The sequence below is a fragment of the Bradyrhizobium rifense genome (assembly GCF_008123425.1).
In the GTDB taxonomy this organism is placed as follows: Bacteria; Pseudomonadota; Alphaproteobacteria; order Rhizobiales; family Xanthobacteraceae; genus Bradyrhizobium; species Bradyrhizobium rifense.
Genome location: NZ_VSSS01000013.1, coordinates 102,897 through 126,951, shown reverse-complemented (window position 1 = coordinate 126,951; position 24,055 = coordinate 102,897). Strand labels below are relative to the sequence as shown.

Here is a 24,055-nt window from a genome sequence, read left to right as displayed (position 1 = left end):
AATGATTAGGTCTCGTCAACAAATCAACGCGTGCCGGCCCGCGGTCACTCGAACGGCGGACGGAGTGCCCGAATGGTAAAATCTTCCTTAATTCGTTTTGAGCTCGAAAGCCCAACAAAGCAGCATTTTCGGCCAATTCCGCCGACAAGTATGCATTTGGAACAAACCTACCAACCGAATTGTAGCAGATTTAACAAAGCCCCCGCGCCTGCCGCTTAACAGTTTGTGCAGCCCCGCCTCGCATAGTCAGGGTTAGACTCCTCGGACTTTCCAGGTTCATCCATCGTGACATCCTTTGGACGCGTGATTTCGGTACGCGGATCGCTCGCCCGGGTCGGGCTTCTGGCGGCAAGCCAGCTGCCGGTCTCGGAGGTTCGGGCCACCGTCGGCCGTTTCGTCAGCATCCGCTGCGCCAGCTCGGTCATCGTCGCCATGATCACCGAGGTGTCCTGCGAGAACCTCTCGCGCACCGACGATCTGATCGCGATCGCCTCGGTCGATCTGCTCGGCGAGATTCTCAATGCCGCCGACAAGGCCAAGTTTCAGCGCGGCGTCACCAACTATCCGACGATTGGAGATTCCGTCGACCTGATCACCAGCCAGGAGCTGCGCACCATCTACGCGCCGACCGGTTCGGACCAGATCAATGTCGGCTTCCTCCAGCAGGACCGTTCCGTTATCGCCTATGTCGACATCGAGGAAATGCTCTCCAAGCACTTTGCGGTGCTGGGATCGACCGGCGTCGGTAAATCGACCGGCGTGTCGCTGTTGCTCAACGAGATCCTGAAGGCGCGGCCCAATCTGCGCATCTTTCTGCTCGACGTGCACAACGAATATGGCCGATGCTTTGGCGACCGCGCGCTGGTGCTCAACCCGCGGAACCTGAAGCTGCCGTTCTGGCTGTTCAATTTCGAGGAAATCGTCGACGTGCTGTTCGGCGGCCGCGCCGGCGTGCCCGAGGAGCTCGACGTCCTCGCCGAAGTCATCCCGATCGCCAAGGGCATCTACACCCAATACCAGAACACCGATCGCCTCGGCCTGAAGCGCATCGACCCCAAGCAGATCGGCTTCACCGTCGATACGCCGGTGCCGTACCGTCTGGTCGATCTGATCTCGCTGATCGACGAGCGCATGGGCAAGCTGGAAAACCGCTCCTCGCGCATCGTCTATCACAAGCTGATCTCGCGCATCGAGGCGGTCCGCAACGATCCGCGCTACGCCTTCATGTTCGACAACGCCAATGTCGGCGGCGATACCATGGCCGAGGTGATCAGCCATCTGTTCCGTCTGCCCGCCAACGGCAAACCGATGACGGTGATGCAGCTCGCCGGCTTCCCGGCAGAAGTCATCGATTCCGTCGTCTCGGTGCTGTGCCGCATGGCCTTCGACTTCGGCCTGTGGAGCGACGGCGTTTCGCCGATGCTGTTCGTCTGCGAAGAGGCGCACCGCTACGCCTCCGCCGACCGCAATGTCGGCTTCGGTCCGACCCGCAAGGCGGTGTCGCGCATCGCCAAGGAAGGCCGCAAATACGGCGTCTATCTCGGCCTGATCACGCAGCGCCCCGCCGAGCTCGACGCCACCATCATCTCCCAGTGCAACACGCTGTTCACGATGCGTCTTGCCAACGACCGCGACCAGGCGTTGCTGCGCGCCGCGGTGTCGGACGCGGCTGCGAACCTGCTCTCGTTCGTGCCCTCGCTCGGCACCCGCGAGGTGTTGGCGTTCGGCGAAGGCGTCGCACTGCCGACCCGCCTGCGCTTCAAGGAGGTGCCGCCGCACCAATTGCCGCGCGGCGAAGCCACCATCGCGAGCGTGCCGTCGATCACGTCGGGTCACGACATGCATTTCGTCGGCGCCGTGCTCGAGCGCTGGCGCGGTGCGACCTCGCAGCGCGACGTCCCGAACGACCCGGTGTTCCAGGCGCCGCCGGCCAAGACGCTGGCGCCGGCCGAGACACCGATGCTGCAGCCCTCGATGGGCCTCGATCCCGACCGCTTCTCGCTGCTGAAGAAGCCGCTCAGGTAAATCGCGACGCCTCTGGAGCGTCTCGCCCGCATCGACTATGGTTTCCCGCCCCAAGCCGGAATCCATGCCCATGACCAAGCCCGCGCAACGCTTCCCCGCTCCCGCCCTCGACACGCTTCCTGACGACATCCGCACGCGTCTCCTCGCCGTGCAGGAAAAGAGCGGCTTCGTGCCGAACGTGTTTTTGACGCTGGCCTATCGGCCCGATGAATTCCGCGCCTTCTTCGCCTATCACGACGCGCTGATGGAGAAGGACGGCGGCCTCACCAAGGCCGAGCGCGAGATGATCGTGGTGACGACGTCGGCGGCCAACCAGTGCCAATATTGCGTGATCGCCCATGGCGCGATCCTGCGCATCCGCGCCAAGAACCCGCTGATTGCCGACCAGGTCGCGATCAACTACCGCAAGGCCGACATCACGCCGCGGCAAAAGGCGATGCTCGATTTCGCGATGAAGATCTCGGCCGACGCGCAGCGGATTGCCGAGGAGGATTTCGCAGTCCTCGCCCCGCACGGCTTCAGCGACGACGACATCTGGGATATCGCGGCGATCTCGGCCTTCTTCGCGCTGTCGAATCGCCTCGCGAATTTCACCGGCATGCGGCCGAACGACGAATTCTATCTGATGGGACGACTGCCGAAAAAATGACGGAGCTCGACTGGCCTGAAATCCTGCTACGTCTCGGCGTTGCGACGCTCGCCGGCAGCGCGATCGGGCTCAACCGCGATCTGCACGGCAAGCCGATCGGGCTGAAGACACTCGGCATTGTCGGCCTCTCCACCGCGACCGTGGTGCTGCTGGCGCTGCAACTCGCCGAACCCAGCAAAGTCGCCGATGCGACGAGCCGGGTGATCCAGGGCATCCTCACCGGCATCGGCTTCCTCGGGGCCGGCGTCATCGTCCATGAGAGCGAACGGTTTCGCGTCCGCGGCCTGACCAGCGCCGCTTGCACCTTCCTGGCCGCCTGTCTCGGCATCGTCTGCGGGGCCGGCCAATGGAAGATCGTCGCAGTCGCGCTGGCGCTCGCCTTCGTGCTGCTTACGGTCGGCCGCCGAATCGAGCGCCACGTACATCGAATGCTCGGCGGCAAGGACGAGCCGCACGAGGACCACCGGCAAACCTAGCGGCCTTTGCTCAAATCTTCCGCTCGCATAATGGTCTGAAGCGCTGATAATTGTTCCGAAGAATTCGCGGTGGTCGCTGGTCCGATTGCCGTTCGGACCTGAGAGGCATGATGGACGGAAGTGCTCACGACCCCGGCGACGTAACCTTCGACTTCCGCGAGTTGTCCGCGCGCGACAAATACAAGCTGCTGATCGGCACCGTCGTGCCGCGGCCGATCGCGCTGGTGACGACGGTCGATCCGGAGGGGCGGATCAACGCAGCGCCGTTCAGCTTCTTCAATTGCCTGTCGGCCGATCCGCCGATCCTCGCGCTCGGCGTCGAGAACCATCCGGACATGCGGTTCAAGGACACCGGTCTCAACATCCGCCTGACCGAGGTCTTCACCGTCAACATCGTCTCGCACGCGATTGCCGAAGCGATGCATGTCTGCGCCGTGCCGTTCTCGCCGGAGCATGACGAGCTGAAGGCCGCGGGCCTGACCGCTATGCCGGGCAAGACCGTGGCGTCGCCCTGGATCAAGGAGGCGCCCGCCGCGTTCGAATGCCGCCGCCACATCACGCTTGAGCTCGGCAAGTCGCGGCAGATCATCATGGGCGAGATTCTGTTCGCGCATTACCACGCCGACGTGGTCGATGCCGAGCGCCTGCACATCGATCCGGCCCGGCTCGATGCCATTGCAAGGCTGGGCGGCAGCACCTGCTCGACCATTCGCGATCGTTTCGACATGTCGACGCCGACGCTCGATGATTGGAGATAGCAGGAGTCGTAAAGAGAATCCAATCAAAGCGTTGGTGATTGGTGCAGATAGCGGCCGTCGAAATCCGCCAGTTGCAAAAATTTTCGCTCGTCGAGCACGGTGACGCGGCCGCGATGCAGCTCGACGATGCCCTCCTCGCGCAACTGCCTGATCACGCGATTGGCGTGCACGGCGGTAATGCCCAGCGCTTCGCCGATCTGTTCCTGGGTGAGCGGCATCTCGAAGCTGGCGCCGTCGACGCGCCCGATGATCCTCAGGCGTTCGCGCAATTCGATCATGACATGCGCAAGCCGCGCCGGCGCCGGCCGCTGGCCGACATTGACGATCCATTCGCGGAACATCGCGGCGTCGATCAGCGTGTCGCGCCAGAACATCTCGGCGACGACAGGCCTGCGGCGATGCAGCTTTTGCAGCGTCTCGTGGCTGATGAAGCCGAGCGTCGCCGCCGTCAGCGTCGACAGATCGTGGTCCATCACATGCAGGAACAGGCTCATCAGATCGGGGATCTCGCCGGGGATGTGGAGCGAGAGGATCTGCCGCTTGCCGCTCGCGATCGTCTTGGACCGCGCGCAGAAGCCATCCGCGATCAGGCAGCAATCGGTCGCGCGCTCGCCGTCGCGCACCACCGCCGTCTCGGCGGGATATTGCCGCACCGAGATCGGAAGCGCTTCGATCTCCCTGATGTCCTCGTCCGCGATCGCGGACGAGATGCGCAGGCGCCTGATGAGCGCCGCGCGGATCGCATCGCTGGGCACTGGAATAGCTCCGGTCGTGGAATTGGACCCCGTATCGGGCTCTTGATCGGGCTCTTGGCGCTGCCGCACCGTCCCAATGAAGAACCGGATTTGAGGGACCGGGTTCCAACAAAAGTTAAGGACGTCCCTCGCCCGCACATGGTTGGCTAGGCGCCCGAAAGGGCAAGCCATGACCAAGAAGCGCAACCGTACACGTCCCGCCCTGTCCCTTCAGGAGCGCCTGAACAAGTTCACCGAAGATGCTCGCGCCGCGGCCAAGAAACTGCCGGCCGGCGCCGAGCGCCACGCCATGCTACAGAAGGTCCGCGACGGCGAAGCCGCCGCTGACATAGAGCGATTGCTCTCGCCGCCCGCCCCGCAGCATCCGAAGTAGTTGCGGCGGCGAAGCGCGGTGCCGCTAGTGCTTGACCATCAGCGGAAGCGCCGGCGCAAAGCGCTCTTCGAATGTCAGCGTCCTGGCCTGGTGAACTGCGGCAAAAGACGCCGAAATTCCGACTGAAGCGACGGCGAGCAAAGCAATTACGAAAACCAGACGACGCATTTTCGCCTCCTGTTTGAGCTCGGTACCCCCATAAGTGGGATCGCTCTGTTTCAGGACGGTTTCGTCGGCGCGGAAAATGATTGCATTCAAGCGGCTGTGATCGGATCGAGCTTACCGGGCCGCATCTCGTAACCAACTCATAATAGTCGCCGTCGTCTTGCAGCGAGCGCGAGCGGTCTCTGGGAATTTCTCGCCCGCGATCACGATCGAGAATCAAGACTGTTGCGACAGTCAGCATTTGTTCGAACACGGAGTTTTCGAGGAACAGTCAGATGAAAATCGTCATCCAAAGGCTTAATGGTCTGTGGCACCTCATCGTCGGGTCGTCTCGGATCCGCACGCCCTTCCTGGCAACCCAGGACCGCGCGCTGGTCGTCACTTATGCCCGGCGTGTCTACCCCGGCGCCAAGATCTTCCAGCGCGACTGATGCGAGCGTCAGCGCCTCAATCGTCCGATGCCGGGCCGCACCAGCCGGGCAGATAGACCGCGTCCTTGCTCTTGGCAGCAGCCAGCGCCTTCTCCAGTGCCTTGTCGAAATTGGCGTCCACCGCCTTGCGCGTCAGCTTGCGGCGCAGGAAGTCGGCCCAGAGAAATTCGGAGAATGGCGTGGTGTCCTTGGCGAAGCCGCCCATGCGGCGGAGCTCGCCGGCGAGGCTACGGAACGGATCGTCCTTGAGGTCGACGACTGATTTCGGCAAATCGCGGAACGGACGACGCGCGCCCTTGCTGTCGTAAGGATAGACCCAGCGCTTGTTGTCCATCACGCCCCAGAACGCCTCGCGCTCGACCATCCGGAGATCGCCGACGACCGTGACCAGCACTTCCTTGATGCCTTCGTCGTGCAGCGCGCGGCCAAGATGATGATGGTCGATCACGTAATAGCGCTCGTCGGGTCCGTACACGACGGGGATCATGTGGGTGCCGAGCAGCTCGGACTGCTTCTTCTTGCCGTGCTCGCGCCAGCGCTTGCGCTTCTCCTTGACCTCACGCATGCCGACCGTCATCTGCGTCGGCCGCAGCGACAGGATCGGCACCGGGTGCACTCTCGGCTCGCGCGCGTTGGGGGTCATGATCGAGGGCCTCTCAGTTGGTTGCCAAAGTTGGTGGTTGCCAAGGCTGGTCAGGGTTCCCGATTATGCCATGAGCCCTGCTGCGGCAATATGCGTTCAGCGCGGGCAGCACCATTGTTCTGGCTGTTGTTGCAGCGCAACCCGCGCGTCCCTGACACCGGGATGACAACCCGTTCCGACGATCGTTCGCGGCGCTCAAGAAATGATCAGGAAAGATCATGCGAATGCGCAATGCACGTGCGCGTTGAGAAGATTTCCTGCAACCCTTATGTCGCCTATGCTATCTAAAAATCGCTGCTTCGGAGTAATCCCCGCCCCATGAAATCCCAGCGGCCCATAACCTCGGACGGTGAGCACCGGGTGCTCCAGTTCAGGCCGCGCACGACTCCCTCCCCGGTGGTCCACCGAGGCAGTGGTGTCGTCCAGCCGCTGCACGTGCACGCGGCCCCCGAACCGCTCGACCTGTCCCGCTACGAGCAGCCCCGCGATCAGCCGGACGATTTCCGCCACCGCATGCTCGCCAATATCGCGGCGCTCGCCTTCACCATCGCACTGACCGCGATCGGGATCTGGCTCGCGGTCAGCATCGCCGATCTACGGCGGACCCAGGATTGCGTGATGATGGGCCGGCGGGACTGCGTCAAGATCACCACGCCGCACATCTAGCCAAGCCCTGTCGACCAGGCCCCGTCGATCAAGCCCTGGCGCCGGAAGCTCCCTGCCGGCAGGTCACCCGGCCGAAACCGCTCCGGACCGGCGTCCCCAGGCCTGTCCACGGCCCTGTCCGGCTCCATTGAACTCAGGGCGGCGCTCCGTTATACGGGCTTTCGACCCGTCCAGAGGGGGGTTAGAGGGCGTCATTCGGGGCGCGATGCCCACCCACCGTGCCACTCTGGGATATCTGACAAATACCCGCAATATATCAAAGGCTTAGTGATGTCCTCCACATTCGATCAGGTCGCTACGATCATCGCTGAAACCTGCGACATCCCGCGCGACACGATCACGCCGGATAGCCATGCCATCGATGACCTCGGCATCGACAGCCTCGATTTCCTGGACATCGCGTTCGCAATCGACAAGCAGTTCGGCATCAAGCTGCCGCTAGAAAAATGGACCCAGGAAGTCAACGACGGCAAGGCGACCACCGAGCAGTATTTCGTGCTGAAGAATTTGTGCGCGCGCATCGACGAACTGGTTGCCGCCAAGGGCGCGAGCGCCTAATCGGGCGATCATGCAACTCGAATACTTCCACATGATCGATCGCATCGTCGACCTCAAGGTCGACGAGAAGACGATCGTCGTCGAGGCCCAGGTCCCCAAGGAGAGCACCATCTTCGAGGGGCACTTCCCGGGCTATCCGCTGATGCCCGGCGTGCTGCTGATCGAATCGATGGCGCAGGCCTCGGGCTTTCTCCTGCTTGGCGTCTTGAAGTTCGAGCGTATGCCGATTCTCGCCGCTGTGAAGGAAGCCAAGGTCCGCGGCTCGGTGTTTCCGGGCGACCTCATGACCCTCGAGGCAAGCGTGGCCCATGAGGGCTCGGGCTATGCCATGACCGAGGCGAAGATCCGGGTCGGCGGCAAGCTGCGCGCGAATTCGACGCTCACCTTCACGCTGATCCCCTTCCCCAATTCGGATATGCGCGGATACATGGACGCGGTCGCCCAGCGCGTCGGCTTTCCGCAACAGGCCGTCTCGCCATGACTGACACCGCTTCGAAGCCGGGCCAGACGGAAGTCTGGATCACCGGCATTGGTCTTGCCACCTCGCTCGGCGAAGGTCTCGACGCCAACTGGGCCGCGCTTTCTGAGAAGCGCATCAATGTCGACGAGAAGGGCTTTGCGCCCTTCATCGTGCACCCGCTGCTGCCGGTGTCGTTCGACAGCCAGATCCCCAAGAAGGGCGACCAGCGCCAGATGGAAGCCTGGCAGCGCATCGGCGTCTATGCCGCGGGCCTCGCGCTCGACTCCGCCGGCATCAAGGGCAACAAGGACATCCTGTCGAAGATCGACATGGTGGTCGCCGCCGGCGGCGGCGAGCGTGATCTCAACGTCGACACCGGCGTGCTCACCGCCGAAGCCAAGGGCGCCAATGCGCCCGGCTTCCTCAACGAGCGGCTGATGAGCGATCTCCGGCCGACGCTGTTCCTCGCGCAGCTCTCCAACCTGCTCGCCGGCAACATCGCCATCGTCAACGGTCTCGGCGGCACCTCGCGCACCTTCATGGGCGAAGAGGTTGCGGGCGCCGATGCCGCCCGCATCGCGCTGTCGCGCATCGCCTCGGGCGAGAGCGACATCGCCCTGGTCGGCGGCTCGCACAACGGCGAGCGCAAGGACCTCATGGTCCTCTACGAATTCGGCGACTTCAATCTGAGGGACAAGTTCGCCCCCGTGTGGGCGCGCAAGGACCACGCCGGCTTCGCGCTTGGCTCGGCCGGCGCCTTCCTTGTGCTGGAGTCGAAAGCGCACGCGGAAGCGCGCGGCGCCAAGCCGTACGCGAAGCTGTCGAGCGTGGTGACTGATCTCGCCCGACGCAAGCAGTCCGGCGACATGGAAGCGACGCTGGAGAAGCTTTGGGACAAGCTGCCGAAGCGCGATGGCAAGGGCGCGATCATCTCGGGCGCAACCGGTGCTGAGCCGGCGACGTCGGAGGAGCGCGGCTTCCTGACCAAGCACGCCGATTTCCCGGTGCGCGCGACCGGCACGATGTTCGGCCACACCATGGAAACGCAATTCCCGCTCGGCATTGCGCTCGCGGCGCTCTCGATCTCGCGCGGCGCGCTGTTCCCGCCGAACGATTCGACCGGGACCGAGGTTGAAATGCAGGGTGCGCCCACCCAGATCGTCGTGGTGGGAGCCGGACACTGGCGCGGCGAAGGCATGGCGCTGGTCGAGGCTGTTTAGCTAGCTCTATCGGGGGATCGACATGACTGCACCACGCGACAAACTCGGGCGTCCCGTTGTCGTCGTCACCGGCATGGGCATCACGACCTCGCTCGGCGCCGGCAAGGCCGACAATTGGTCGAAGCTCGTTGCGGGCGAATCCGGCATCCGCACCATCACGCGCTTTCCGATCGACGGCCTGAAGACCACGATGGCCGGCACGGTGGATTTCGTCAGCGTCGATCCGTTCTCCTCCACCGGTCTCTCCGAGCGGATGGCCGAGCTCGTCACCCAGGAAGCGCTGGAGCAGGCCGGCATCGGCGCCAAGGGCGATTTCCCGGGTCCCCTCTTCCTCGCGGTCGCGCCGGTCGAGGTGGAGTGGCCACAGCGTCGCGAGCTTGGCCGCGCCGTCGGCGCGCCCGACTTCAACTATGACGATCTGCTGCGCATCTCCGGCGGCGGCAAGTACAACGCCTATCATCACCGCTTCATGTTCGGCTCGGTGGCCGCCTACCTCGCCGAAACCTTCGGCACCAAGGGCTCGCCGATCTCGCTGTCGACGGCGTGCGCGTCCGGAGCCACCTCGATCCAGCTCGGCGTCGAGGCGATCCGCCGCGGCGAGACCGATGCGGCGCTGTGCGTCGCGACCGACGGCACCGTGAACCCGGAAGCGCTGGTGCGCTTCTCGCTGCTCTCTGCGCTGTCGACCCAGAACGATCCGCCGCAGGCGGCCTCCCGCCCCTTCTCCAAGAATCGCGACGGCTTTGTCATGGCCGAAGGCGCCGGCGCCCTGGTGCTGGAAAGCTATGAAGCGGCGACCGCGCGCGGCGCAAAGATTCTCGGCGTCATCGCCGGCTGCGGCGAGCTCACCGATTCCTTCCATCGCACCCGCTCGTCGCCCGACGGCAAGCCGATCATCGGCTGCATGAACAAGACGCTCGCCGATGCCGGCATGACGCCGGACCAGATCGACCACATCAACGCGCACGGCACCGCGACGCCCGAAAACGACAAGATGGAGTACAACACGACATCGGCCGTGTTCGGCGATCTCCTGCAGAAGATCCCGGTCACCTCCAACAAGTCGATGGTCGGCCACACCATCTCGGCCGCGGGCGCGGTCGAGGCGATCTTCTCGCTGCTCACGCTCGAGCATCAGCGGATTCCGCCGACCATCAACTACGACAATCCGGATCCCACGATCCTGTTCGACGTGGTCGGCAACAAGGCGCGCGATGCCCGCGTCACCGCGGTGATGTCGAACTCGTTCGGCTTCGGCGGCCAGAACGCCTCGCTGATCCTGACCCGCGAACCGGCCTGACCGGACGCATGGCGCTGCTTCCTGCGAGCACGAAGGCCCGCGCGCGGGAAGTCGCCAAATCGATCGGCGGTGGCCTGATTGGCGCGGCCACCGTCGGCATGCTGCGCACCACACGCTATTTCGATCCGGTCAAGACCTCGGACTTTTTCGCGCGCGTCACCAAGACGATCGGCCCGCGCCTGCGCGAGCATCGCATCGGCCGCGCCAATCTCGCCGCGGCATTTCCGGAGAAATCACCCGAGGAGATCGAACAGATCCTGATGGGCGTGTGGGACAATCTCGGCCGCATCGGCGCCGAGTTCGCCCATATCGACCATGTCTGGGATTACGATCGCGCCCATCCGGAAAACAGCCGGATCGAGCTGCCGCCGCGCACCATCGAGCTGTACGACCAGATCAGGGACGACGGCAAGCCGGCGCTGATCTTCGCCTCGCATCTGGCCAATTGGGAATTGCCCGCGCTCGCCGCCCCCGCCCATGGGCTCGAAGCTGCGATTCTCTACCGCCGTCCGAACATTGCATCCGCCGACCGCATCATCCAGGAGATGCGCCAGGTCAACATGGGCACGTTGATCCCAGCGGGCCGCGACGCGCCGCTACGGCTCGCGCAGGCGCTCCAGGACGGCAAGCACGTCGCCATGCTGATCGACCAGTATCTGACCGGCGGCGTCGAGGTCACCTTCTTCGGCCGCAAGACCCGCGCCAATCCGATGCTGGCCCGCCTGTTGCGCCAGGTCGAATGCCCGATCCACGGCGTCCGCGTCATCCGCTTGCCCGGCTTTCGCTTCCGGGCCGAGCTGACGGAAGAAATTCCGCCGGTGCGCGACGCTGACGGCAAGATCGACATCCAGGGCACGACGCAGGCGATCACCAACGTGGTGGAAGGCTGGGTGCGCGAGCATCCCGAGCAGTGGCTGTGGCTGCACCGAAGGTGGCGGTAGCGCCTTCACCGACAGAAATCATCGGAGCGCGATCCTGATCTCGCGCGCAGCTCGGGACCGCTAACGATCCCGAGCCACGCTGAGGACGTCACCGTGTCGTTGCAGCCCTGACGGCGCGGAAGAACGAGTCCTGCCCTTTGGCCGCAGCGTAGAGGTTGAGCCGACCCCACCCATCCCAGGTGTTGCCGTCGAGCAGTGCGAAGCCGGATGGCAGCGCGGTGTTGCGCAGGATCTCCGTGCGCTGCTCGTCGGTGGCATAAGGGAAGCGGGTCAGCAACAACACCTGCGCCTGCACCGGGACGATTTCCGGCAGTTTCATCGACGCCGCCAACGCAAGCCCGTAGGTCATGCGATAGGTGTAACCCCTGCTGTCATCCGGATCGAGGTTGTAGTCGAACCCGTTCCGATCGTCGCGATCGTGATCCCGCCCGTCCTGATGATGGCGGCCGTCGCGATGATCGCGATCGTCATCGTGATCGCCACCGGCCCGCTTGAGGCAGTCCTCCACCGTGCTCGTACCGCACGACTGCGCCAGATATTTCTGGGTCTTCATATGGGCCTGATAGATCGCATAGGCGGCGGTGTTGGCGGCATTGGTCCAATCCAACCGGTTGCCATAAGGACCGTAGAGGGCGCCGTAGATGTTGGTCGCGACGATCGCGGTCGCCTCGATACGGCCGCCGATCACGTCCAGCGGCGAATGCATGCCGGCGAGAATGCGATTGTTGCCGAGGTCCGCGGCGCGGATCAGGAGGCTTTCGAACTGCTGCGGCACCAGGAAGGCCAGCCCGAGCGCCTGGTTGTAGGCAAGATTGGTGTGGCCGCTGACGAAGGCGCCGTCGCCATAGGGATTGGTGCCGTTGGCGATCTGCCAGAGCGGCGTCGGAACCTTGACCTTGGTCGAGAGCCTGAACGGACGGGGCGCAGTACCGATGCCCGGGACGTAGTCGCCTGCACCGAACTGAACGGGTGTGAGATTGCCTGATGCGTCGAAGCTTCCGACGTCAGGGACCGTGATCGGCTGGCCGCCATTTGCGGCCACCAGGGCCGGCGTCACGGTCAAGCCGCGCACCCAGTTGAGGGTGTTATAGTAGGCGACCGGGACTGCAAAGCTGCTGAAATAGGTGGGAACGACGAACTGCGCCGTGTCCGTGTCCGCAAGACCGGCCTTGTTGGTCACGGCATTGTAGTTGCCGTAGCGCGCATCCAGCGGACTGATCACGCCCGCGGTGGTGGAGGCGGGATTCACGACCGGCGCGGTCGAGCCCATGTAGCGCTCGAACGTGCGCTTCGGCGGTTCGGTCGAGGCGTTGTTGCGGACGGTGGTGTTGAGGAAGTTCGCGGCATCGGCCAATGGTGTCGCGGTGCCGTCGCCAAAGGCCGAAAAGCCGATGGTCGCGCTGTTGAGATAGTTGATGCCGTGTGCGCTTGCGTCGTAGTCCTGCAGCGTGGTGACCTGATACGAGGTCGGCGTCAGGCTCGCTGGCGGCGTCGCCGTCGTGGACGACCCGATCCCCGTCATGAAGTGCGACGTCAGGGGGCCGAGCCCGTTGAGAACGCTGTAAGGCTGCGAGGTGCGATCGTCATGAACAGCGGCGAGCGTCTGCGCCGGCGTGCGCTCCTGCGTCATCCGGATAACGGTCAGATAATTCTGCTCCATGACACCCGCGCCATTGCGCAGCTTGGGATCGACCAGCATGAGATGGGTGTAGGAATCCAGCAAATTGACGATCGTGGATCCGACCGAGGCGCTGGAGCTGTTGGTGAAATTCACCGGCGGCGTGGACGGAATGGAGTCAGCGCGCACGGCAGCCGGCAGTAGAGCCGCGCTGAGCGCCGCATATTTCCAGAACTTCGAGGACGGCACGGATGTCATCTAAATAGGCTCCAGAACCTGGCGTGCGGAATCCACCCGGCGCTGCTGCTGCACACAGGTGAGGACGCGCTCGGACTGTCTGATGCCATCCCCGTACCTGACGTATTTATCGATCGTTACAGTACGATAACGACAACGTTACCGCTCACATGCTTTCGAGACATATGCATCGCGCATCGAAGGCGGCGATAGCGCAAACACTCTGCCGCCTTCATTGCTCCGGCAAGCCTGCGTCGGCCTCGGCCTGAACGATGCGTTCCCAGGCTGCGATACAAACCGGACTTGCGTTCTTCATCGGCGGCCAGAAGCGCTCGGGTATCGTGCCTGCTGAGACGCTCTTCATTCTTCAACATATCCCGAGCGCGTAATAATTTGAGTGAGCCTCGCCGCCTGGGTCCCATGAGGCCGTGCGCTGGAAGCCCATCCTTTCGTAAAGTCGATGCGAGGCCGTCAGTGCGCTGTTGCTGGACAAGCGGATGCGATCGTATCCCGCACTCCTTGCAAAGGTGATGAGTTCATCGGCAATCGTCCGTGCGATTCCGCGGCCTCGGTAGATTGGGGCAACAAACATGCGAACCATCTCGCACTCTCGATCGTCGAACCGCTTGATTGCGCCGGTACCGATGATTGCGTCTTCGGCCATCGCGCACAAAAAGAGAGCCCGATCAGCGTAGACGGTGTCCGCGTTGTCGACGTCCGACAGACGCGAATAGATGAAGTCCCGGACGAAGGAGTCCGGGTGATCGTGAAAATGCTCACGCCAGACGGACTCGATGAGCCGCCGGACCACAGGCCCGTCGCCAGGCCGGAACGGCCGAATTGTCCAATTTGGTTCGAGGGGTATTGGCACCGCCATGTGCATCATCGTCGTGCTTGGTTCGGGAAGGCGGCAGGATAGTCTTCTGCTCCTGTTTTGCCCGACGTGTCAAATAACCCAAGCCCGATTCAGCGGCGTGCCCGACGGCTCACTTCGTGCAGCGCACGAGGTGCCGCGAGTCTTTTTCGCCAGTGGGTCGATTCAACCAGGCCCCAGTTCGACTTAAGCGTCGTCACCGCCGCCAATGCGAAGGTCGCGGTTCTACTGTGCATGGGGTTGTTTTGCGGAAATTGTTTCCGGGGCGATCCCGGAAACGACTACCGCCCCGTCTTCACCTTGGTCCAGAGCCGGTTGATGACGCGCTGGGTGGCGGGATCGCGGGCGGTGATGACGAACAGCTTTGCGAGCGTGGCGTCGTCCGGATAGATGTTCTTGTCGTTCAAAATTTTCGGATCGACCAGCTTCTGGCTGGCGAGGTTGCCGTTGGCGTAGGACAGGAAGTCCGAGTTCTTGGCGGCGACGTCGGGACGGTAGAGATAGTTGATCAGCTCGTAGGCTTCCTTGACGTTCCTGGCATCCGCGGGGATCGCCAGATTGTCGAAGAACATCTGCGCGCCCTCCTTCGGAATGGCATAGCCGATCTCGATGCCACCCTTGGCTTCCGCGGCGCGGGCGCGCGCCTGCATGATGTCTCCGGACCAGCCGACCACGAAGCAGATCTCGCCGGTCGCGAGCGCGCTCAGATATTCGGACGAGTGAAATTTTCGCACGGAGGGACGGACCTTGGCGACGATGTCGGCGGCTTTCTCCAGATCGGCCTGCTTGGTCGAGTTCGGATCGAGCCCGAGATAGCTCAGCGCCGCCGGAAAGATGTCGTCGGCGGAATCGAGCATGTGGACGCCGCAGTCTTTGAACTTCGCGAGGTTCTCCGGCTTGAAGACGATGTCCCAGCTGTCGATCTTGGCGTCCGGCCCGAGGATCTGCTTCACCTTGGCGACGTTGTAGCCGATGCCCGTCGTGCCCCACATGTAGTTCGCGGCAAAGTCGTTGCCGGGATCGTAGGTCGCGAGATTTTTGGTCACCATCGGCCAGGCGTTGGCGAGGTTCGGCAGCTTCGACTTGTCGAGCTTCTGAAAGATGTTCGCCTTGATCTGGCGCTGCAGGAAATAGGCGGTGGGCACCACGACGTCGTAGCCGGACTTGCCGGCCATCAGGCGCGTCTCCAGCGTCTCGTTGGCGTCGAAGGTGTCGTAGACCACCTTGATGCCGGTCTCCTTGGTGAAGGCCTCGAGGACGTCGGGCGCCATGTAGTTCGACCAGTTGTAGAAGTTGACGACGCGCTCCTCGGCGCCTGCGGGAGGCGAAAGCATCGTCAGCGCTGCGGCGATTGCAAAACCAAGGCAAAGCCTGAAGCGGCTGACATTCGTCATCTCGGTCTACCTCTTGCGTCCGCGCACCGCGTCCGACAGCCGCTCCAGCGCGGTGTCCAGCGTCTGGTCCTTCTTGGCAAAGCAGAAGCGGACCACCGAGGTCACCGGGTCCTGCTCGTAGAACGCCGAGACCGGGATCGCGGCGACCTTGTAGTCCTTCACGATCCGCCAGCAGAATTCGGCATCGCTCTCGTTGAGCCCGAGCGGCGACAGGTCGACGGTGAGGAAGTAGGTGCCCTGCGATTTCAGCACGGGGAAGCCGAGGCTCTCCAGCCCCCTGGTCAGGCGGTCCCTGCTCCGCGTCAGATCCTTCCGCATCGACAGGAAGTACTCGTCGGGCTTGCCGAGGCCGTAGGCGACGGCGGCCTGGAGGTTCGGCGCGGTCGTGAAGGTCAGGAACTGGTGCACCTTCGCGGCGACGCGCAACAGCGGCGGCGCGGCGCAGACGAAGCCGATCTTCCAGCCCGTCAGCGAGAAGATCTTGCCGGCCGAGCCGACCTTGATGGTGCGCTCGCGCATGCCGGGAATGGTGATCAGCGGGATGTGCCTGTGCTCGTCGAACGTGACGTGCTCCCAGACCTCGTCGCAGATTGCGATGACGTCGAACTCCTGGCAGTAGCGCGCCAGCAGCTCAAGGTCCTCGCGCGGATAGACCACCGCGGAGGGATTCAAGGGGTTGTTGAACAGAACCGCCTTGGTCTTTGAATTGAAGACGCTTTTCAGCATGTCCTCATTCAGTCGCCAGTGCGGCGGCTCGAGCCGGACGAGACGCGGAATGCCGCCGGCCTGGCGGATGATCGGCAGGTAGGAATCATAGACCGGCTGGAAGCAGACCACCTCGTCGCCGGGCTGCACCACCGACAGGATCGCCGAGGTCAGCGCCTCGGTGCCGCCGGAGGTCACCATCACCTCGCTCATCGGATCGAGCTTGAGGCCGTGCCAATGGCCGTAATGGGTCGCGATCGCCTGGCGCAGCTCCGGGATGCCCATCATCGACGGATACTGGTTGTAGCCGTTGAGCGAGGCGTCGGCCGCGGCGCGGCGGATGTCCTCGGGGCCGGGATCGTCGGGAAAGCCCTGGCCGAGATTGATGGCGTTGTTGTCGCGCGCGGCCTGCGACATCGCCTCGAAGATGGTGACGGGAAGGTCGGCGAAGACCTTGTTCAGCGAAGAGCTCTTGGTCATCGCGACGTTAGCCACCAACCCTGCTGGGGAGACCCGCCGCCTTCCAGCCGAGCATGCCGCCGGCCAGATGCTTGTCGTAAGGCAGGCCCGCAGCCTGGGCGGCGAGCGAGGCCGTCACCGAGCGCTTGCCCGAGCGGCAGGCGAACACGACCTCCTTGCCTTGCGGGTCGGGGATCGCCTTGGGATCAAAGGTCGAGAGCGGCACGACCACGCCGTAAGGATAAGCCTCGACCTCGACCTCATTCGGCTCACGGACGTCGACGAGCAGATAGCGGCCCTCCGCGACACCCTTGGAAACCTCCTCGGGGGTCAGATCCTGTACTTGATTTGCCACATCATCCTCCAACGTCGCAGGGCGCGCTCGCCGGGGCGATCCCGGCCGGCGGGCAACCTCGCCTCTCAGGCATCGAAAATCAAGCGCTACAAAGGCTTGAGCTGCCTTGCGCAAGTTAAAGCTAAATCGCAGCGACTTGAAGTGCGCTTTGAATCCCGGCCCTAGATCGTCACCTGCGTACCGACCTCGACGACGCGGCCAGAGGGGATCTGGAAATAGTCGGTGGCATCGTTGGCGGAGCGGCTGAGCGAGATGAACAGCCGGTCCTGCCAGCGCGGCATGCCGGAATGGGCGGCTGGCTTGAGCGCCCTCCGCGACAGGAAGAACGAGGTCGACATGATGTCGAACTGCCAGCCCAGCTTGCGGGCGATGGCGAGGGCCTTCGGCACGTTGGGCGATTCCATGAAGCCGAACTTCAGCGTCACCTTGGAGAAGGTCGGGCTGATCTGCTCCAGCTTCACCCGCTCGGCCGGATCGATGCGCGGGGTCTGCGCGGTCTCGATGGTGAGAATGACATTCTTCTCGTGAAGCACTTTGTAGTGTTTCAGACTATGCATCAGCGCGGTCGGCGCGCTCAAGGGATCGCTGGTCAGGAACACGGCCGTACCAGGCACCCGCTGCGGCGGCCGCTTCTCCAGCATCGCCACGAGGTCGGCGAGCGGGAATTCGAGCTTGCGCGACTTCTCGAACAAGAGCCGGCTGCCGCGCCGCCACGTGTACATCATGAGGATCATGAGCGCACCGAGCGCCAACGGCACCCAGCCGCCCTCGAACACCTTGAGCAAATTGGCGGCCAGGAAGGTCAGGTCGAGGAACAGGAACGGCGCGATCAGCGCGGCAGCCCACAGCGGTGACCACTTCCAGGCCTTCCAGATCACGACAAAGCCCATCATCCCGGTGACGACCATCGTGCCGGTCACGGAGATGCCGTAGGCGGAGGCGAGCGCGCTGGAGGAGCGGAACAGCAGCACCATCATGATCACCGCAACCAGCAGCAACTGGTTGATGCGCGGGATGAAGATCTGGCCGGAATGGGCTTCAGACGTATGACGAATTTCGAATCGGGGCAGCAGCCCGAGCTGGATCGCCTGCCGTGTCAGCGAATAGGCGCCGGTGATGACGGCCTGACTCGCGATGACCGTGGCGGCCGTGGCCAGCACGACCATGCAGCCGCGAATAATGCCTTGCGGGAAGAGCTGGAAGAACGGGCTCTCGATCGCGCCGGGATCGCCGAGGACGAGAGCGCCCTGCCCCAGATAATTCAGCGCCAGCGATGGCAGCACGATGAACAGCCAGGCGGTCTGGATCGGCCGCTTGCCGAAATGGCCGAGGTCGGCATAGAGCGCCTCGGCGCCGGTGACAGCTAGGAACACGGCACCGAGCGTCACGAAGCCGATGATGCCGTGGTGGAACATGAAGGACACGGCGTAGAACGGATTCAGCGCGAGCAGCACCTGCGGTTGCGCGATGATCGGATGGATCGCAGCGATCGCGATCACCGCAAACCAGACGCACATCACGGGTCCGAAGAACGCCGCGACGCGGGCGGTGCCGCGCGACTGCACCGCAAACAGGAACACCAGGATCAGCACCGTCAGCGGAACGATGTAGGGCTCGAACCGCAGCGTGACGTCCTTCATGCCTTCGAGGGCCGACAGCACCGAGACCGCCGGCGTGATCACGGCATCGCCGTAGAACAGGGCGCCGGAGATGATGCCGAGCAGGACGATGGTCGCCCCACCGGTGCCGACCGCGCGCTGGGCCAGCGCCATCAAGGCCAGCGTACCGCCCTCGCCGTTGTTGTCGGCGCGGAGCAGGATCACCACGTATTTGAGCGTCACCACGACGATGAGCGCCCACAGGATCAGGGACACCACGCCGAGAACAGCCGCCGACGTCGGCGCGCCTTCAGCGCCTGAGGCCGCTATCACCGCCTCGCGGAACGCGTAGAGCGGGCTGGTGCCGATGTCGCCATAGACCACGCCGATGCTGCCGAGCGTCAGCGCACCGAAACCGGCGGTGGTGTGGGCATCGCCATGCCCATTGGCCGCCGCCGTTTCCGGGGCGGGAACTACTACGTCACTTGTCATGGGAGAGCCTGGTGGCCTCTAAAATGCTTCACTGCACAACGGCGGAGGAGCGCGCGCGGCTTATAGTCCTGCGCTGCCGGCATAGCCTAGCCCGATTCTGGGCCCTTGGCATGCAAAATCCGCATGGGTCCGCCAATTGCGTCCCAATGGAAGGTTCAGATGGTGACTTGGGTTCCAACTTCAACCACCCGCCCGGTCGGAATCTGGAAATAGTCTGTGGCGTCATTAGCCGAGCGGCTGAGCGCGATGAACAGGTGGTCCTGCCAGAGCGGCATGCCCGACTGCGCCGACGCCTTGAGCGAGCGCCGTGACACGAAGAACGACGTCGACATGATGTCGAACTGCCAACCCTGCTTGCGCGCGATCGCGAGCGCCTTGGGCACGTTCGGCTGCTCCATGAAGCCGAAGCGCAAGCGCACCTTGGAGAATTTCTCGCTGATCTTCTCCATCTTGAAGCGCTCGGAGAGATCGACCCGCGGCGTGTGAGCGGTCTCGATGGTCAGGATCACGTTGTGCTCGTGCAGCACCTTGTTGTGCTTGAGATTGTGCAACAGCGCGGTCGGCACGAAGGCGGGATCGCTGGTCAAAAACACCGCCGTGCCTTTGACGATGTGCGGCGGCCGCTTCTCCAGGCTGCGGATCAGATCGTCCAGCGGCACCTCGATCCGGCGCGTCTTCTGAATCAGGATTCCCGAACCCCGCCGCCAGGTCCAGATCGTCCCAGCCATCGCGGCACCGAACAGCAGCGGCACCCAGGCGCCTTCGAGCAGCTTCAGCAAATTGGCGCTGAAGAAGGTCATGTCGACCATGACGAAGGGCAGGATCACAACCGCCGCAGTCGCGGCTTTCCAGTTCCACAATTTCCAGATCACCACAAAACCCATGATGCCGTCGGCGACCATGGTGGTGGAGACGGCGATACCATAGGCCGAAGCCAGATTGCTGGGCGTGTGGAATAACAGCACCAGCAGCATTACGCCGATCAGCAGCAGCCGGTTGACGCGCGGCAGATAGATCTGGCCGGCATGGGTTTCGGAAGTGTAGCGCACCTCGAAGCGCGGCAGCAGACCAAGCTGCACCGCCTGATAGACCAGCGAATAGGCGCCGGTGATCACCGCCTGGCTCGCGATCACAGTGGCTGCGGTTGCAAGCCCGACCAGCGGCAGCACCAGATGCTCGGGCACCATGCGATAGAAGGAATGCTCAATCGCGCTTGGATCGGACAACACCAGTGCGCCCTGCCCAAAATAATTGATCAGCAGCGACGGCAGCACGAAAAACATCCAGGCCGACTGGATCGGCTTGCGGCCGAAATGGCCGAGGTCGGCATAGAGCGCCTCGCCACCGGTCACGGCGAGGAAGACCGCGCCGAGCGTCACCAGGCCGATCGTGCCGTGCGACAGCAGGAATTGGAACGCATAATAGGGATTGATCGCAGCCAACACCGACGGATCGTCGGCGATGTGAATGACGCCCAGCACCGCCAGGATGGTGAACCAGATGACCATCACCGGCCCGAAGGCCGAGGCCACCAGCGCGGTCCCCTTGCTCTGGACAGCGAACAGCAGCACCAGGATCAGCACCGTCAGCGGCACGACATAGTGCTCAAACGCCGGCGTCGCGAGCTTGAGACCGTCGACCGCCGACAGCACCGAGATCGCCGGCGTGATCATGGAATCGCCGATGAACATGGAGGCGCCGACCACACCGAGCGCGAGCAGGAACCAGCTCCGCCGCCCCAGCGCGCGCTGGCCGAGCGCCATCAGCGAGAGCGTCCCGCCCTCCCCGTTATTGTCAGCGCGCAGTAGCAGCAGCACGTATTTGGCGGTGACGACGATCAGCAGCGCCCACAGGATCAGCGACAGCACGCCGAGCACCATGATCCGCGTGACCGGCTCGCCATGGGCCGCACCCCTAACCGCCTCGTGGAACGCGTAAAGTGGCGAGGTGCCGATGTCGCCGAAAACGACACCGATGCTCCCGAGCGTGAGGGACCAAAAGCCCGAGGTGACCGGCCCTTCCTGGGTCTCGGTCGATGTGATGCTCGCGGTCATGAGGGTGGAAAAACGCTTCGTCCCTGGAATTGATCCGGCGCCTTTTGACGCTTCCGGCGCGCCTGTCAATCGGCCCACCACCATAGCAGGCGCCGCGCGAGATGCTGTGACGGCGTGGCCACGTTCATCGCCTTCGCGACGAATAGCCTCAGGTAAAATGGTAGCGCAATAGGTTCAGGGCTTCAAGTTTGGCGGCAGCGGCGGATCTTCACGCATCAAGGTGATGGTCACGCGGCGGTTCGCGGCCAGCGACGGATCGTCCGGGAACAGCGGCTGGGTGTCCGCCTTGCCGGAGACGGCGAAGATGTGCGACGGCGGCAGGCCCTCGCGTTCGAGGATCTGGCGCACCGCGTTGGCGCGGTCGGCCGACAGGTCGAAGGCGCCGTAATCGCTGCGGGTCGGCACGAAGCCGGCTGCAGTGTGGCCGGCGATGGAGACGCGCAGAGGGGTTGCTTTCAGCGGGATCGCGAGCTTCTCGATCAGGCGACGGGTGCGGTCGTAGGGCACCTTGGAGCCGTCCGCGAACATCGAGCGGCCGTCCTGGTCGACGATCTCGAGATTGAGGCCCTGCTTGGTCTCCTCGAACATGATGTGCTTGGACATCTCGGTCAGTTCCGGCATGTCCTGCAACGCCTGGCGCAGCGAGGCCGCGGCGAGCGCGAAGTTGCGGTCGACCTTGATCTTGGCACCTGACGTCTTGTCGCGATCCTCCTGGTCCGGCGTCGGCGTGTTGGAGGATTCCTCAGGCTGGATGTGGTCGACGTTCTTCAGACGCGCGCGGGTCGGCAGACCGTCGGATTCGATGATGCCGGCGTAGCGCGCTTCGCTCTGGACGCCGAAGGCCTCGCGCATTGAGCCTGCAACGATCTTTAGCTTGTTGGCGTCCTGGGTGGAGAATGCGACCAGCATCACGAAAAACGCCAGCAGCAACGCCATCAGATCGGCGAACGTCACGAACCAGCCGTGCCCGCCGTGTGCTTCCTCGCGTTTTTTCTTTGCCATCGGTCAGATCCCGACGTCCGCCGTTACGCCGGAACCGGCTCGCCTTCGGCGTGGCGATGCTTCTCGGGCAGATAGGCCAGCAGCATTTCGCGCACCAAAGTCGGGCTCTTGGAGTCGCGGATCATAAGGATGCCGTCGATGATCAGCGTGCGATTGGTTTCCTCGTCGATCAGCTTGCCATGCAGCTTGTCGGCGATCGGAAGGCAGAGCAGGTTCGCGACCAACGCACCATAGAGGGTTGCCAGCAGGGCGGTCGCCATGAACGGGCCGAGCTTCGAGGGATCCGACATGTTCGAAAACATCTGCACCATGCCGATCAGCGTTCCGATCATCCCGAATGCCGGCGCGCAGTCGCCGACGGCGCGGTAGATCTTGCTGCCTTCGTTGAGATGCAGCAGGAAATTGTCGCGGTCGCGTTCTAGATTGTCCCTGATGAAATCGAGGTCGTAGCCGTCGGCGACGTAGCGGATGCCCTTGGCGAGGAAGGGCTCGTCGGTCTCGACCTTTTCCAGGCCGACCGGGCCCTGCTTGCGGGCGATCTCGGCGATGCGGGCGAGCTCGTCGACCAGGTCGTGCGCCGACAGCCGGCTCATCGTAAAGGCGAACTTCATGCCGAGCGGAAGGCCGTGCGCCAGCGCCGAGAGCGGAAAGCGGATCATGGTCGCCGCGGCCGATCCACCGAAGATGATGATCGCAGCATGATCGCTCATGAACATGCTGATATCGCCGCCCAGAAACACCATCGTCGCGATGACGATCAAGCCCGCCACGAGGCCGGCGCCCGTCATGATATCCATGGGAGTCTCCAAAGCGAACGCAACAACGGCCGTCCTGGCCGATGGCGCGGTCCAACCCCGAACCGCATCGGAAACCCTAGAGCGCCGCCCTTAAAGCCGCGTAAAGGTTAAGTTCAGCCGATGCGGCGGAGCGGTGCGGCGCGCTCAAAGAACGGCGGCTTTGCCGTTCTGCGACATCGATCTCAACGCTTTGCTAACCATAAATGAGGCGCGTCAGGACGACAGTCCCGTCAGATCCAGGCTGAGTGCGCGCAGGCGCCTGCGCGCATCGGCGTCATAGGCCTGCGGATTGGCGCGCGCCTCGTTCATGCCGTTGAAGAACAGGCCGCTCTTGCCCGCGACATCGTCGCCCTGGACGAGATGCAGGATCGCAGCACCACCCTGCTCCACCGTCGACATCGGCGTGATGCCGCCGGCGCGCACCATCGTCGTGTTCATGTAGGTCGCCGGATGCAACGAATTCACGGTGATGCCGGCGTCCTTCAGCTCGGCCGCGAGATCGACCGTGAACATGATCTGCGACAGCTTGCTCTGCGCATAGGCGCGCGAGCCGCTGTAGCCCTTCGTGATCATGACGTCGTCAAAATCGATCGGATGCTGGCCGAGCGAAGCGACATTGACGATGCGCGACGGCGCGGCGGCCGTCAGCAACGGCAGCAGCAGATGGACGAGCAGAAAGCCGGAGAGATAGTTTACGGCGAAACGTAGCTCGTGGCCGTCGCGGCTTTCCTGCCGTTGCGAACCGCCATTCTGCGAGCCGATGCCGGCGTTGCTGACGAAGACGTCGAGGCGTTGATGATCCCGCGTCACGGCCGCGGCGAGCGCGCGCGTGCCAGCCATCGACGACAGATCGGCTTGATAGAAGGTCGGCGCAGCGTGGCCAGCCTTCACGATCTCATCGATCAGCGCTTTCGCTCGCGCCACATCGCGGCCATGGATCAGGACAAGCGCGCCTTCGGCGGCAAGGCGGTTCGCGACATAGCGCCCGACACCATCGGTCGAGCCCGTGATCAGAACCGTCTTGCCGCGCATGTCCATGGAGCTACTCCG

26 protein-coding genes are annotated in these 24,055 nt (G+C 63.6%); 12 read left to right on the top strand and 14 right to left on the bottom strand.

All coding sequences use genetic code 11. The annotated features are described in order from the left end of the window. The first annotated feature begins 285 nt into the window (after positions 1-285). The 4 genes from FXB40_RS06515 to FXB40_RS06500 all read left to right on the top strand — a co-directional run bounded on the left by FXB40_RS06515 (position 286) and on the right by FXB40_RS06500 (position 3,908). Positions 286-2,025 carry an ATP-binding protein gene (locus tag FXB40_RS06515; protein ID WP_187436699.1) on the top strand — a complete coding sequence of 580 codons (1,740 nt, stop codon included), beginning with the start codon at positions 286-288 and terminating at the stop codon, positions 2,023-2,025. A gap of 70 nt (positions 2,026-2,095) precedes the next feature. Next, on the top strand, positions 2,096-2,674 hold the full coding sequence (locus FXB40_RS06510) for a peroxidase-related enzyme (RefSeq protein ID WP_148771376.1): 579 nt from the start codon (positions 2,096-2,098) through the stop codon (positions 2,672-2,674). Further along, entirely contained in the window at positions 2,671-3,150 is a 480-nt protein-coding gene (locus tag FXB40_RS06505; RefSeq protein WP_148771375.1) for an MgtC/SapB family protein, read from the top strand. Before FXB40_RS06510 ends, FXB40_RS06505 begins: the two co-directional genes overlap by 4 nt. Positions 3,151-3,260: 110 nt before the next feature. Then, on the top strand, positions 3,261-3,908 hold the full coding sequence (locus FXB40_RS06500) for a flavin reductase family protein (RefSeq protein ID WP_148771374.1): 648 nt from the start codon (positions 3,261-3,263) through the stop codon (positions 3,906-3,908). 23 nt (positions 3,909-3,931) lie between these two features. Here FXB40_RS06500 and FXB40_RS06495 read toward each other — a convergent pair whose 3' ends face one another. Continuing rightward, positions 3,932-4,663, bottom strand: a complete 732-nt coding sequence (locus tag FXB40_RS06495; RefSeq protein ID WP_187436698.1) for a Crp/Fnr family transcriptional regulator — start codon at positions 4,661-4,663, stop codon at positions 3,932-3,934. A gap of 169 nt (positions 4,664-4,832) precedes the next feature. Between FXB40_RS06495 and FXB40_RS06490 the strand changes: the two genes are divergently transcribed. Then, positions 4,833-5,036: a hypothetical protein gene (locus FXB40_RS06490; RefSeq protein ID WP_148771372.1), complete on the top strand. Its 204-nt coding sequence runs from the start codon at positions 4,833-4,835 to the stop codon at positions 5,034-5,036. A 24-nt stretch (positions 5,037-5,060) separates the two neighbouring features. Here FXB40_RS06490 and FXB40_RS06485 read toward each other — a convergent pair whose 3' ends face one another. Next, entirely contained in the window at positions 5,061-5,294 is a 234-nt protein-coding gene (locus FXB40_RS06485) for a hypothetical protein (protein ID WP_148771371.1), read from the bottom strand. Between the two features lie 182 nt (positions 5,295-5,476). On the opposite strand from FXB40_RS06485, the gene FXB40_RS47715 reads away from it, so the two are divergent. Next, positions 5,477-5,632, top strand: a complete 156-nt coding sequence (locus FXB40_RS47715; RefSeq protein ID WP_187436697.1) for a hypothetical protein — start codon at positions 5,477-5,479, stop codon at positions 5,630-5,632. Between the two features lie 16 nt (positions 5,633-5,648). Here FXB40_RS47715 and FXB40_RS06480 read toward each other — a convergent pair whose 3' ends face one another. After that, complete coding sequence (locus tag FXB40_RS06480) at positions 5,649-6,275, bottom strand: ParB-like protein (protein ID WP_148771370.1); 627 nt, start codon at positions 6,273-6,275, stop codon at positions 5,649-5,651. A gap of 318 nt (positions 6,276-6,593) precedes the next feature. Here FXB40_RS06480 and FXB40_RS06475 point away from each other — a divergent pair, with 318 nt between their 5' ends. From FXB40_RS06475 to FXB40_RS06450, 6 genes are all read left to right on the top strand, one after another. Then, the gene (locus FXB40_RS06475) at positions 6,594-6,941 is read left to right on the top strand and encodes a hypothetical protein (protein ID WP_148771369.1); all 348 of its coding nucleotides are present in this window, start codon (positions 6,594-6,596) and stop codon (positions 6,939-6,941) included. A 270-nt stretch (positions 6,942-7,211) separates the two neighbouring features. Beyond that, positions 7,212-7,499: an acyl carrier protein gene (locus FXB40_RS06470; protein ID WP_007592476.1), complete on the top strand. Its 288-nt coding sequence runs from the start codon at positions 7,212-7,214 to the stop codon at positions 7,497-7,499. A gap of 10 nt (positions 7,500-7,509) precedes the next feature. After that, on the top strand, positions 7,510-7,980 hold the full coding sequence (locus FXB40_RS06465; RefSeq protein WP_128952407.1) for a 3-hydroxyacyl-ACP dehydratase FabZ family protein: 471 nt from the start codon (positions 7,510-7,512) through the stop codon (positions 7,978-7,980). Beyond that, positions 7,977-9,179 carry a beta-ketoacyl-ACP synthase gene (locus FXB40_RS06460; protein WP_148771368.1) on the top strand — a complete coding sequence of 401 codons (1,203 nt, stop codon included), beginning with the start codon at positions 7,977-7,979 and terminating at the stop codon, positions 9,177-9,179. The genes FXB40_RS06465 and FXB40_RS06460 overlap by 4 nt, the downstream gene beginning before the upstream one ends. 22 nt (positions 9,180-9,201) lie before the next feature. Further along, complete coding sequence (locus tag FXB40_RS06455) at positions 9,202-10,479, top strand: beta-ketoacyl-ACP synthase (RefSeq protein ID WP_148771367.1); 1,278 nt, start codon at positions 9,202-9,204, stop codon at positions 10,477-10,479. Positions 10,480-10,487: 8 nt separating this feature from the next. After that, positions 10,488-11,420 (top strand): lipid A biosynthesis lauroyl acyltransferase, encoded by a 933-nt coding sequence (locus tag FXB40_RS06450; RefSeq protein WP_148771366.1) that lies wholly within the window; start codon positions 10,488-10,490, stop codon positions 11,418-11,420. Positions 11,421-11,508: 88 nt separating this feature from the next. Here FXB40_RS06450 and FXB40_RS06445 read toward each other — a convergent pair whose 3' ends face one another. The 11 genes from FXB40_RS06445 to FXB40_RS06400 all read right to left on the bottom strand — a co-directional run bounded on the left by FXB40_RS06445 (position 11,509) and on the right by FXB40_RS06400 (position 24,043). Further along, on the bottom strand, positions 11,509-13,296 hold the full coding sequence (locus tag FXB40_RS06445) for a phosphatase PAP2 family protein (RefSeq protein WP_148771365.1): 1,788 nt from the start codon (positions 13,294-13,296) through the stop codon (positions 11,509-11,511). 211 nt (positions 13,297-13,507) lie between these two features. Next, positions 13,508-13,639 (bottom strand): hypothetical protein, encoded by a 132-nt coding sequence (locus tag FXB40_RS49830; RefSeq protein ID WP_283812885.1) that lies wholly within the window; start codon positions 13,637-13,639, stop codon positions 13,508-13,510. A gap of 3 nt (positions 13,640-13,642) precedes the next feature. After that, the gene (locus tag FXB40_RS06440; protein WP_283812884.1) at positions 13,643-14,152 is read right to left on the bottom strand and encodes a GNAT family N-acetyltransferase; all 510 of its coding nucleotides are present in this window, start codon (positions 14,150-14,152) and stop codon (positions 13,643-13,645) included. Positions 14,153-14,430: 278 nt separating this feature from the next. Further along, on the bottom strand, positions 14,431-15,543 hold the full coding sequence (locus tag FXB40_RS06435; RefSeq protein WP_148771363.1) for a polyamine ABC transporter substrate-binding protein: 1,113 nt from the start codon (positions 15,541-15,543) through the stop codon (positions 14,431-14,433). 6 nt (positions 15,544-15,549) lie between these two features. Further along, entirely contained in the window at positions 15,550-16,728 is a 1,179-nt protein-coding gene (locus tag FXB40_RS06430) for an aminotransferase (protein WP_148771362.1), read from the bottom strand. A 7-nt stretch (positions 16,729-16,735) separates the two neighbouring features. Continuing rightward, positions 16,736-17,062, bottom strand: coding sequence for a rhodanese-like domain-containing protein (locus tag FXB40_RS06425; RefSeq protein ID WP_148771361.1), 327 nt, complete (start codon positions 17,060-17,062; stop codon positions 16,736-16,738). Positions 17,063-17,223: 161 nt separating this feature from the next. After that, entirely contained in the window at positions 17,224-19,152 is a 1,929-nt protein-coding gene (locus FXB40_RS06420) for a potassium transporter Kup (RefSeq protein ID WP_148771360.1), read from the bottom strand. Positions 19,153-19,307: 155 nt separating this feature from the next. Then, positions 19,308-21,206 (bottom strand): potassium transporter Kup, encoded by a 1,899-nt coding sequence (locus FXB40_RS06415; protein ID WP_148771359.1) that lies wholly within the window; start codon positions 21,204-21,206, stop codon positions 19,308-19,310. A 174-nt stretch (positions 21,207-21,380) separates the two neighbouring features. Next, positions 21,381-22,208, bottom strand: a complete 828-nt coding sequence (locus FXB40_RS06410) for an OmpA/MotB family protein (protein ID WP_148771358.1) — start codon at positions 22,206-22,208, stop codon at positions 21,381-21,383. A gap of 23 nt (positions 22,209-22,231) precedes the next feature. Then, positions 22,232-23,005: a motility protein A gene (locus FXB40_RS06405; RefSeq protein ID WP_148771357.1), complete on the bottom strand. Its 774-nt coding sequence runs from the start codon at positions 23,003-23,005 to the stop codon at positions 22,232-22,234. 213 nt (positions 23,006-23,218) lie between these two features. Further along, the gene (locus FXB40_RS06400) at positions 23,219-24,043 is read right to left on the bottom strand and encodes an SDR family NAD(P)-dependent oxidoreductase (protein ID WP_148771356.1); all 825 of its coding nucleotides are present in this window, start codon (positions 24,041-24,043) and stop codon (positions 23,219-23,221) included. Positions 24,044-24,055 lie beyond the last annotated feature (12 nt).

Coding starts and splice junctions, on each gene's coding strand:
- FXB40_RS06510 (WP_148771376.1), top strand. CDS start 2,096: ATGACCAAGCCCGCGCAACGCTTCCCCGCTCCCGCCCTCGACACGCTT.
- FXB40_RS06505 (WP_148771375.1), top strand. CDS start 2,671: ATGACGGAGCTCGACTGGCCTGAAATCCTGCTACGTCTCGGCGTTGCG.
- FXB40_RS06500 (WP_148771374.1), top strand. CDS start 3,261: ATGGACGGAAGTGCTCACGACCCCGGCGACGTAACCTTCGACTTCCGC.
- FXB40_RS06490 (WP_148771372.1), top strand. CDS start 4,833: ATGACCAAGAAGCGCAACCGTACACGTCCCGCCCTGTCCCTTCAGGAG.
- FXB40_RS47715 (WP_187436697.1), top strand. CDS start 5,477: ATGAAAATCGTCATCCAAAGGCTTAATGGTCTGTGGCACCTCATCGTC.
- FXB40_RS06480 (WP_148771370.1), bottom strand. CDS start 6,275: ATGACCCCCAACGCGCGCGAGCCGAGAGTGCACCCGGTGCCGATCCTG.
- FXB40_RS06475 (WP_148771369.1), top strand. CDS start 6,594: ATGAAATCCCAGCGGCCCATAACCTCGGACGGTGAGCACCGGGTGCTC.
- FXB40_RS06470 (WP_007592476.1), top strand. CDS start 7,212: ATGTCCTCCACATTCGATCAGGTCGCTACGATCATCGCTGAAACCTGC.
- FXB40_RS06465 (WP_128952407.1), top strand. CDS start 7,510: ATGCAACTCGAATACTTCCACATGATCGATCGCATCGTCGACCTCAAG.
- FXB40_RS06460 (WP_148771368.1), top strand. CDS start 7,977: ATGACTGACACCGCTTCGAAGCCGGGCCAGACGGAAGTCTGGATCACC.
- FXB40_RS06455 (WP_148771367.1), top strand. CDS start 9,202: ATGACTGCACCACGCGACAAACTCGGGCGTCCCGTTGTCGTCGTCACC.
- FXB40_RS06450 (WP_148771366.1), top strand. CDS start 10,488: ATGGCGCTGCTTCCTGCGAGCACGAAGGCCCGCGCGCGGGAAGTCGCC.
- FXB40_RS06445 (WP_148771365.1), bottom strand. CDS start 13,296: ATGACATCCGTGCCGTCCTCGAAGTTCTGGAAATATGCGGCGCTCAGC.
- FXB40_RS49830 (WP_283812885.1), bottom strand. CDS start 13,639: ATGAAGAGCGTCTCAGCAGGCACGATACCCGAGCGCTTCTGGCCGCCG.
- FXB40_RS06440 (WP_283812884.1), bottom strand. CDS start 14,152: ATGGCGGTGCCAATACCCCTCGAACCAAATTGGACAATTCGGCCGTTC.
- FXB40_RS06435 (WP_148771363.1), bottom strand. CDS start 15,543: ATGACGAATGTCAGCCGCTTCAGGCTTTGCCTTGGTTTTGCAATCGCC.
- FXB40_RS06430 (WP_148771362.1), bottom strand. CDS start 16,728: ATGACCAAGAGCTCTTCGCTGAACAAGGTCTTCGCCGACCTTCCCGTC.
- FXB40_RS06420 (WP_148771360.1), bottom strand. CDS start 19,152: ATGACAAGTGACGTAGTAGTTCCCGCCCCGGAAACGGCGGCGGCCAAT.
- FXB40_RS06415 (WP_148771359.1), bottom strand. CDS start 21,206: ATGACCGCGAGCATCACATCGACCGAGACCCAGGAAGGGCCGGTCACC.
- FXB40_RS06410 (WP_148771358.1), bottom strand. CDS start 22,208: ATGGCAAAGAAAAAACGCGAGGAAGCACACGGCGGGCACGGCTGGTTC.
- FXB40_RS06405 (WP_148771357.1), bottom strand. CDS start 23,005: ATGGATATCATGACGGGCGCCGGCCTCGTGGCGGGCTTGATCGTCATC.
- FXB40_RS06400 (WP_148771356.1), bottom strand. CDS start 24,043: ATGGACATGCGCGGCAAGACGGTTCTGATCACGGGCTCGACCGATGGT.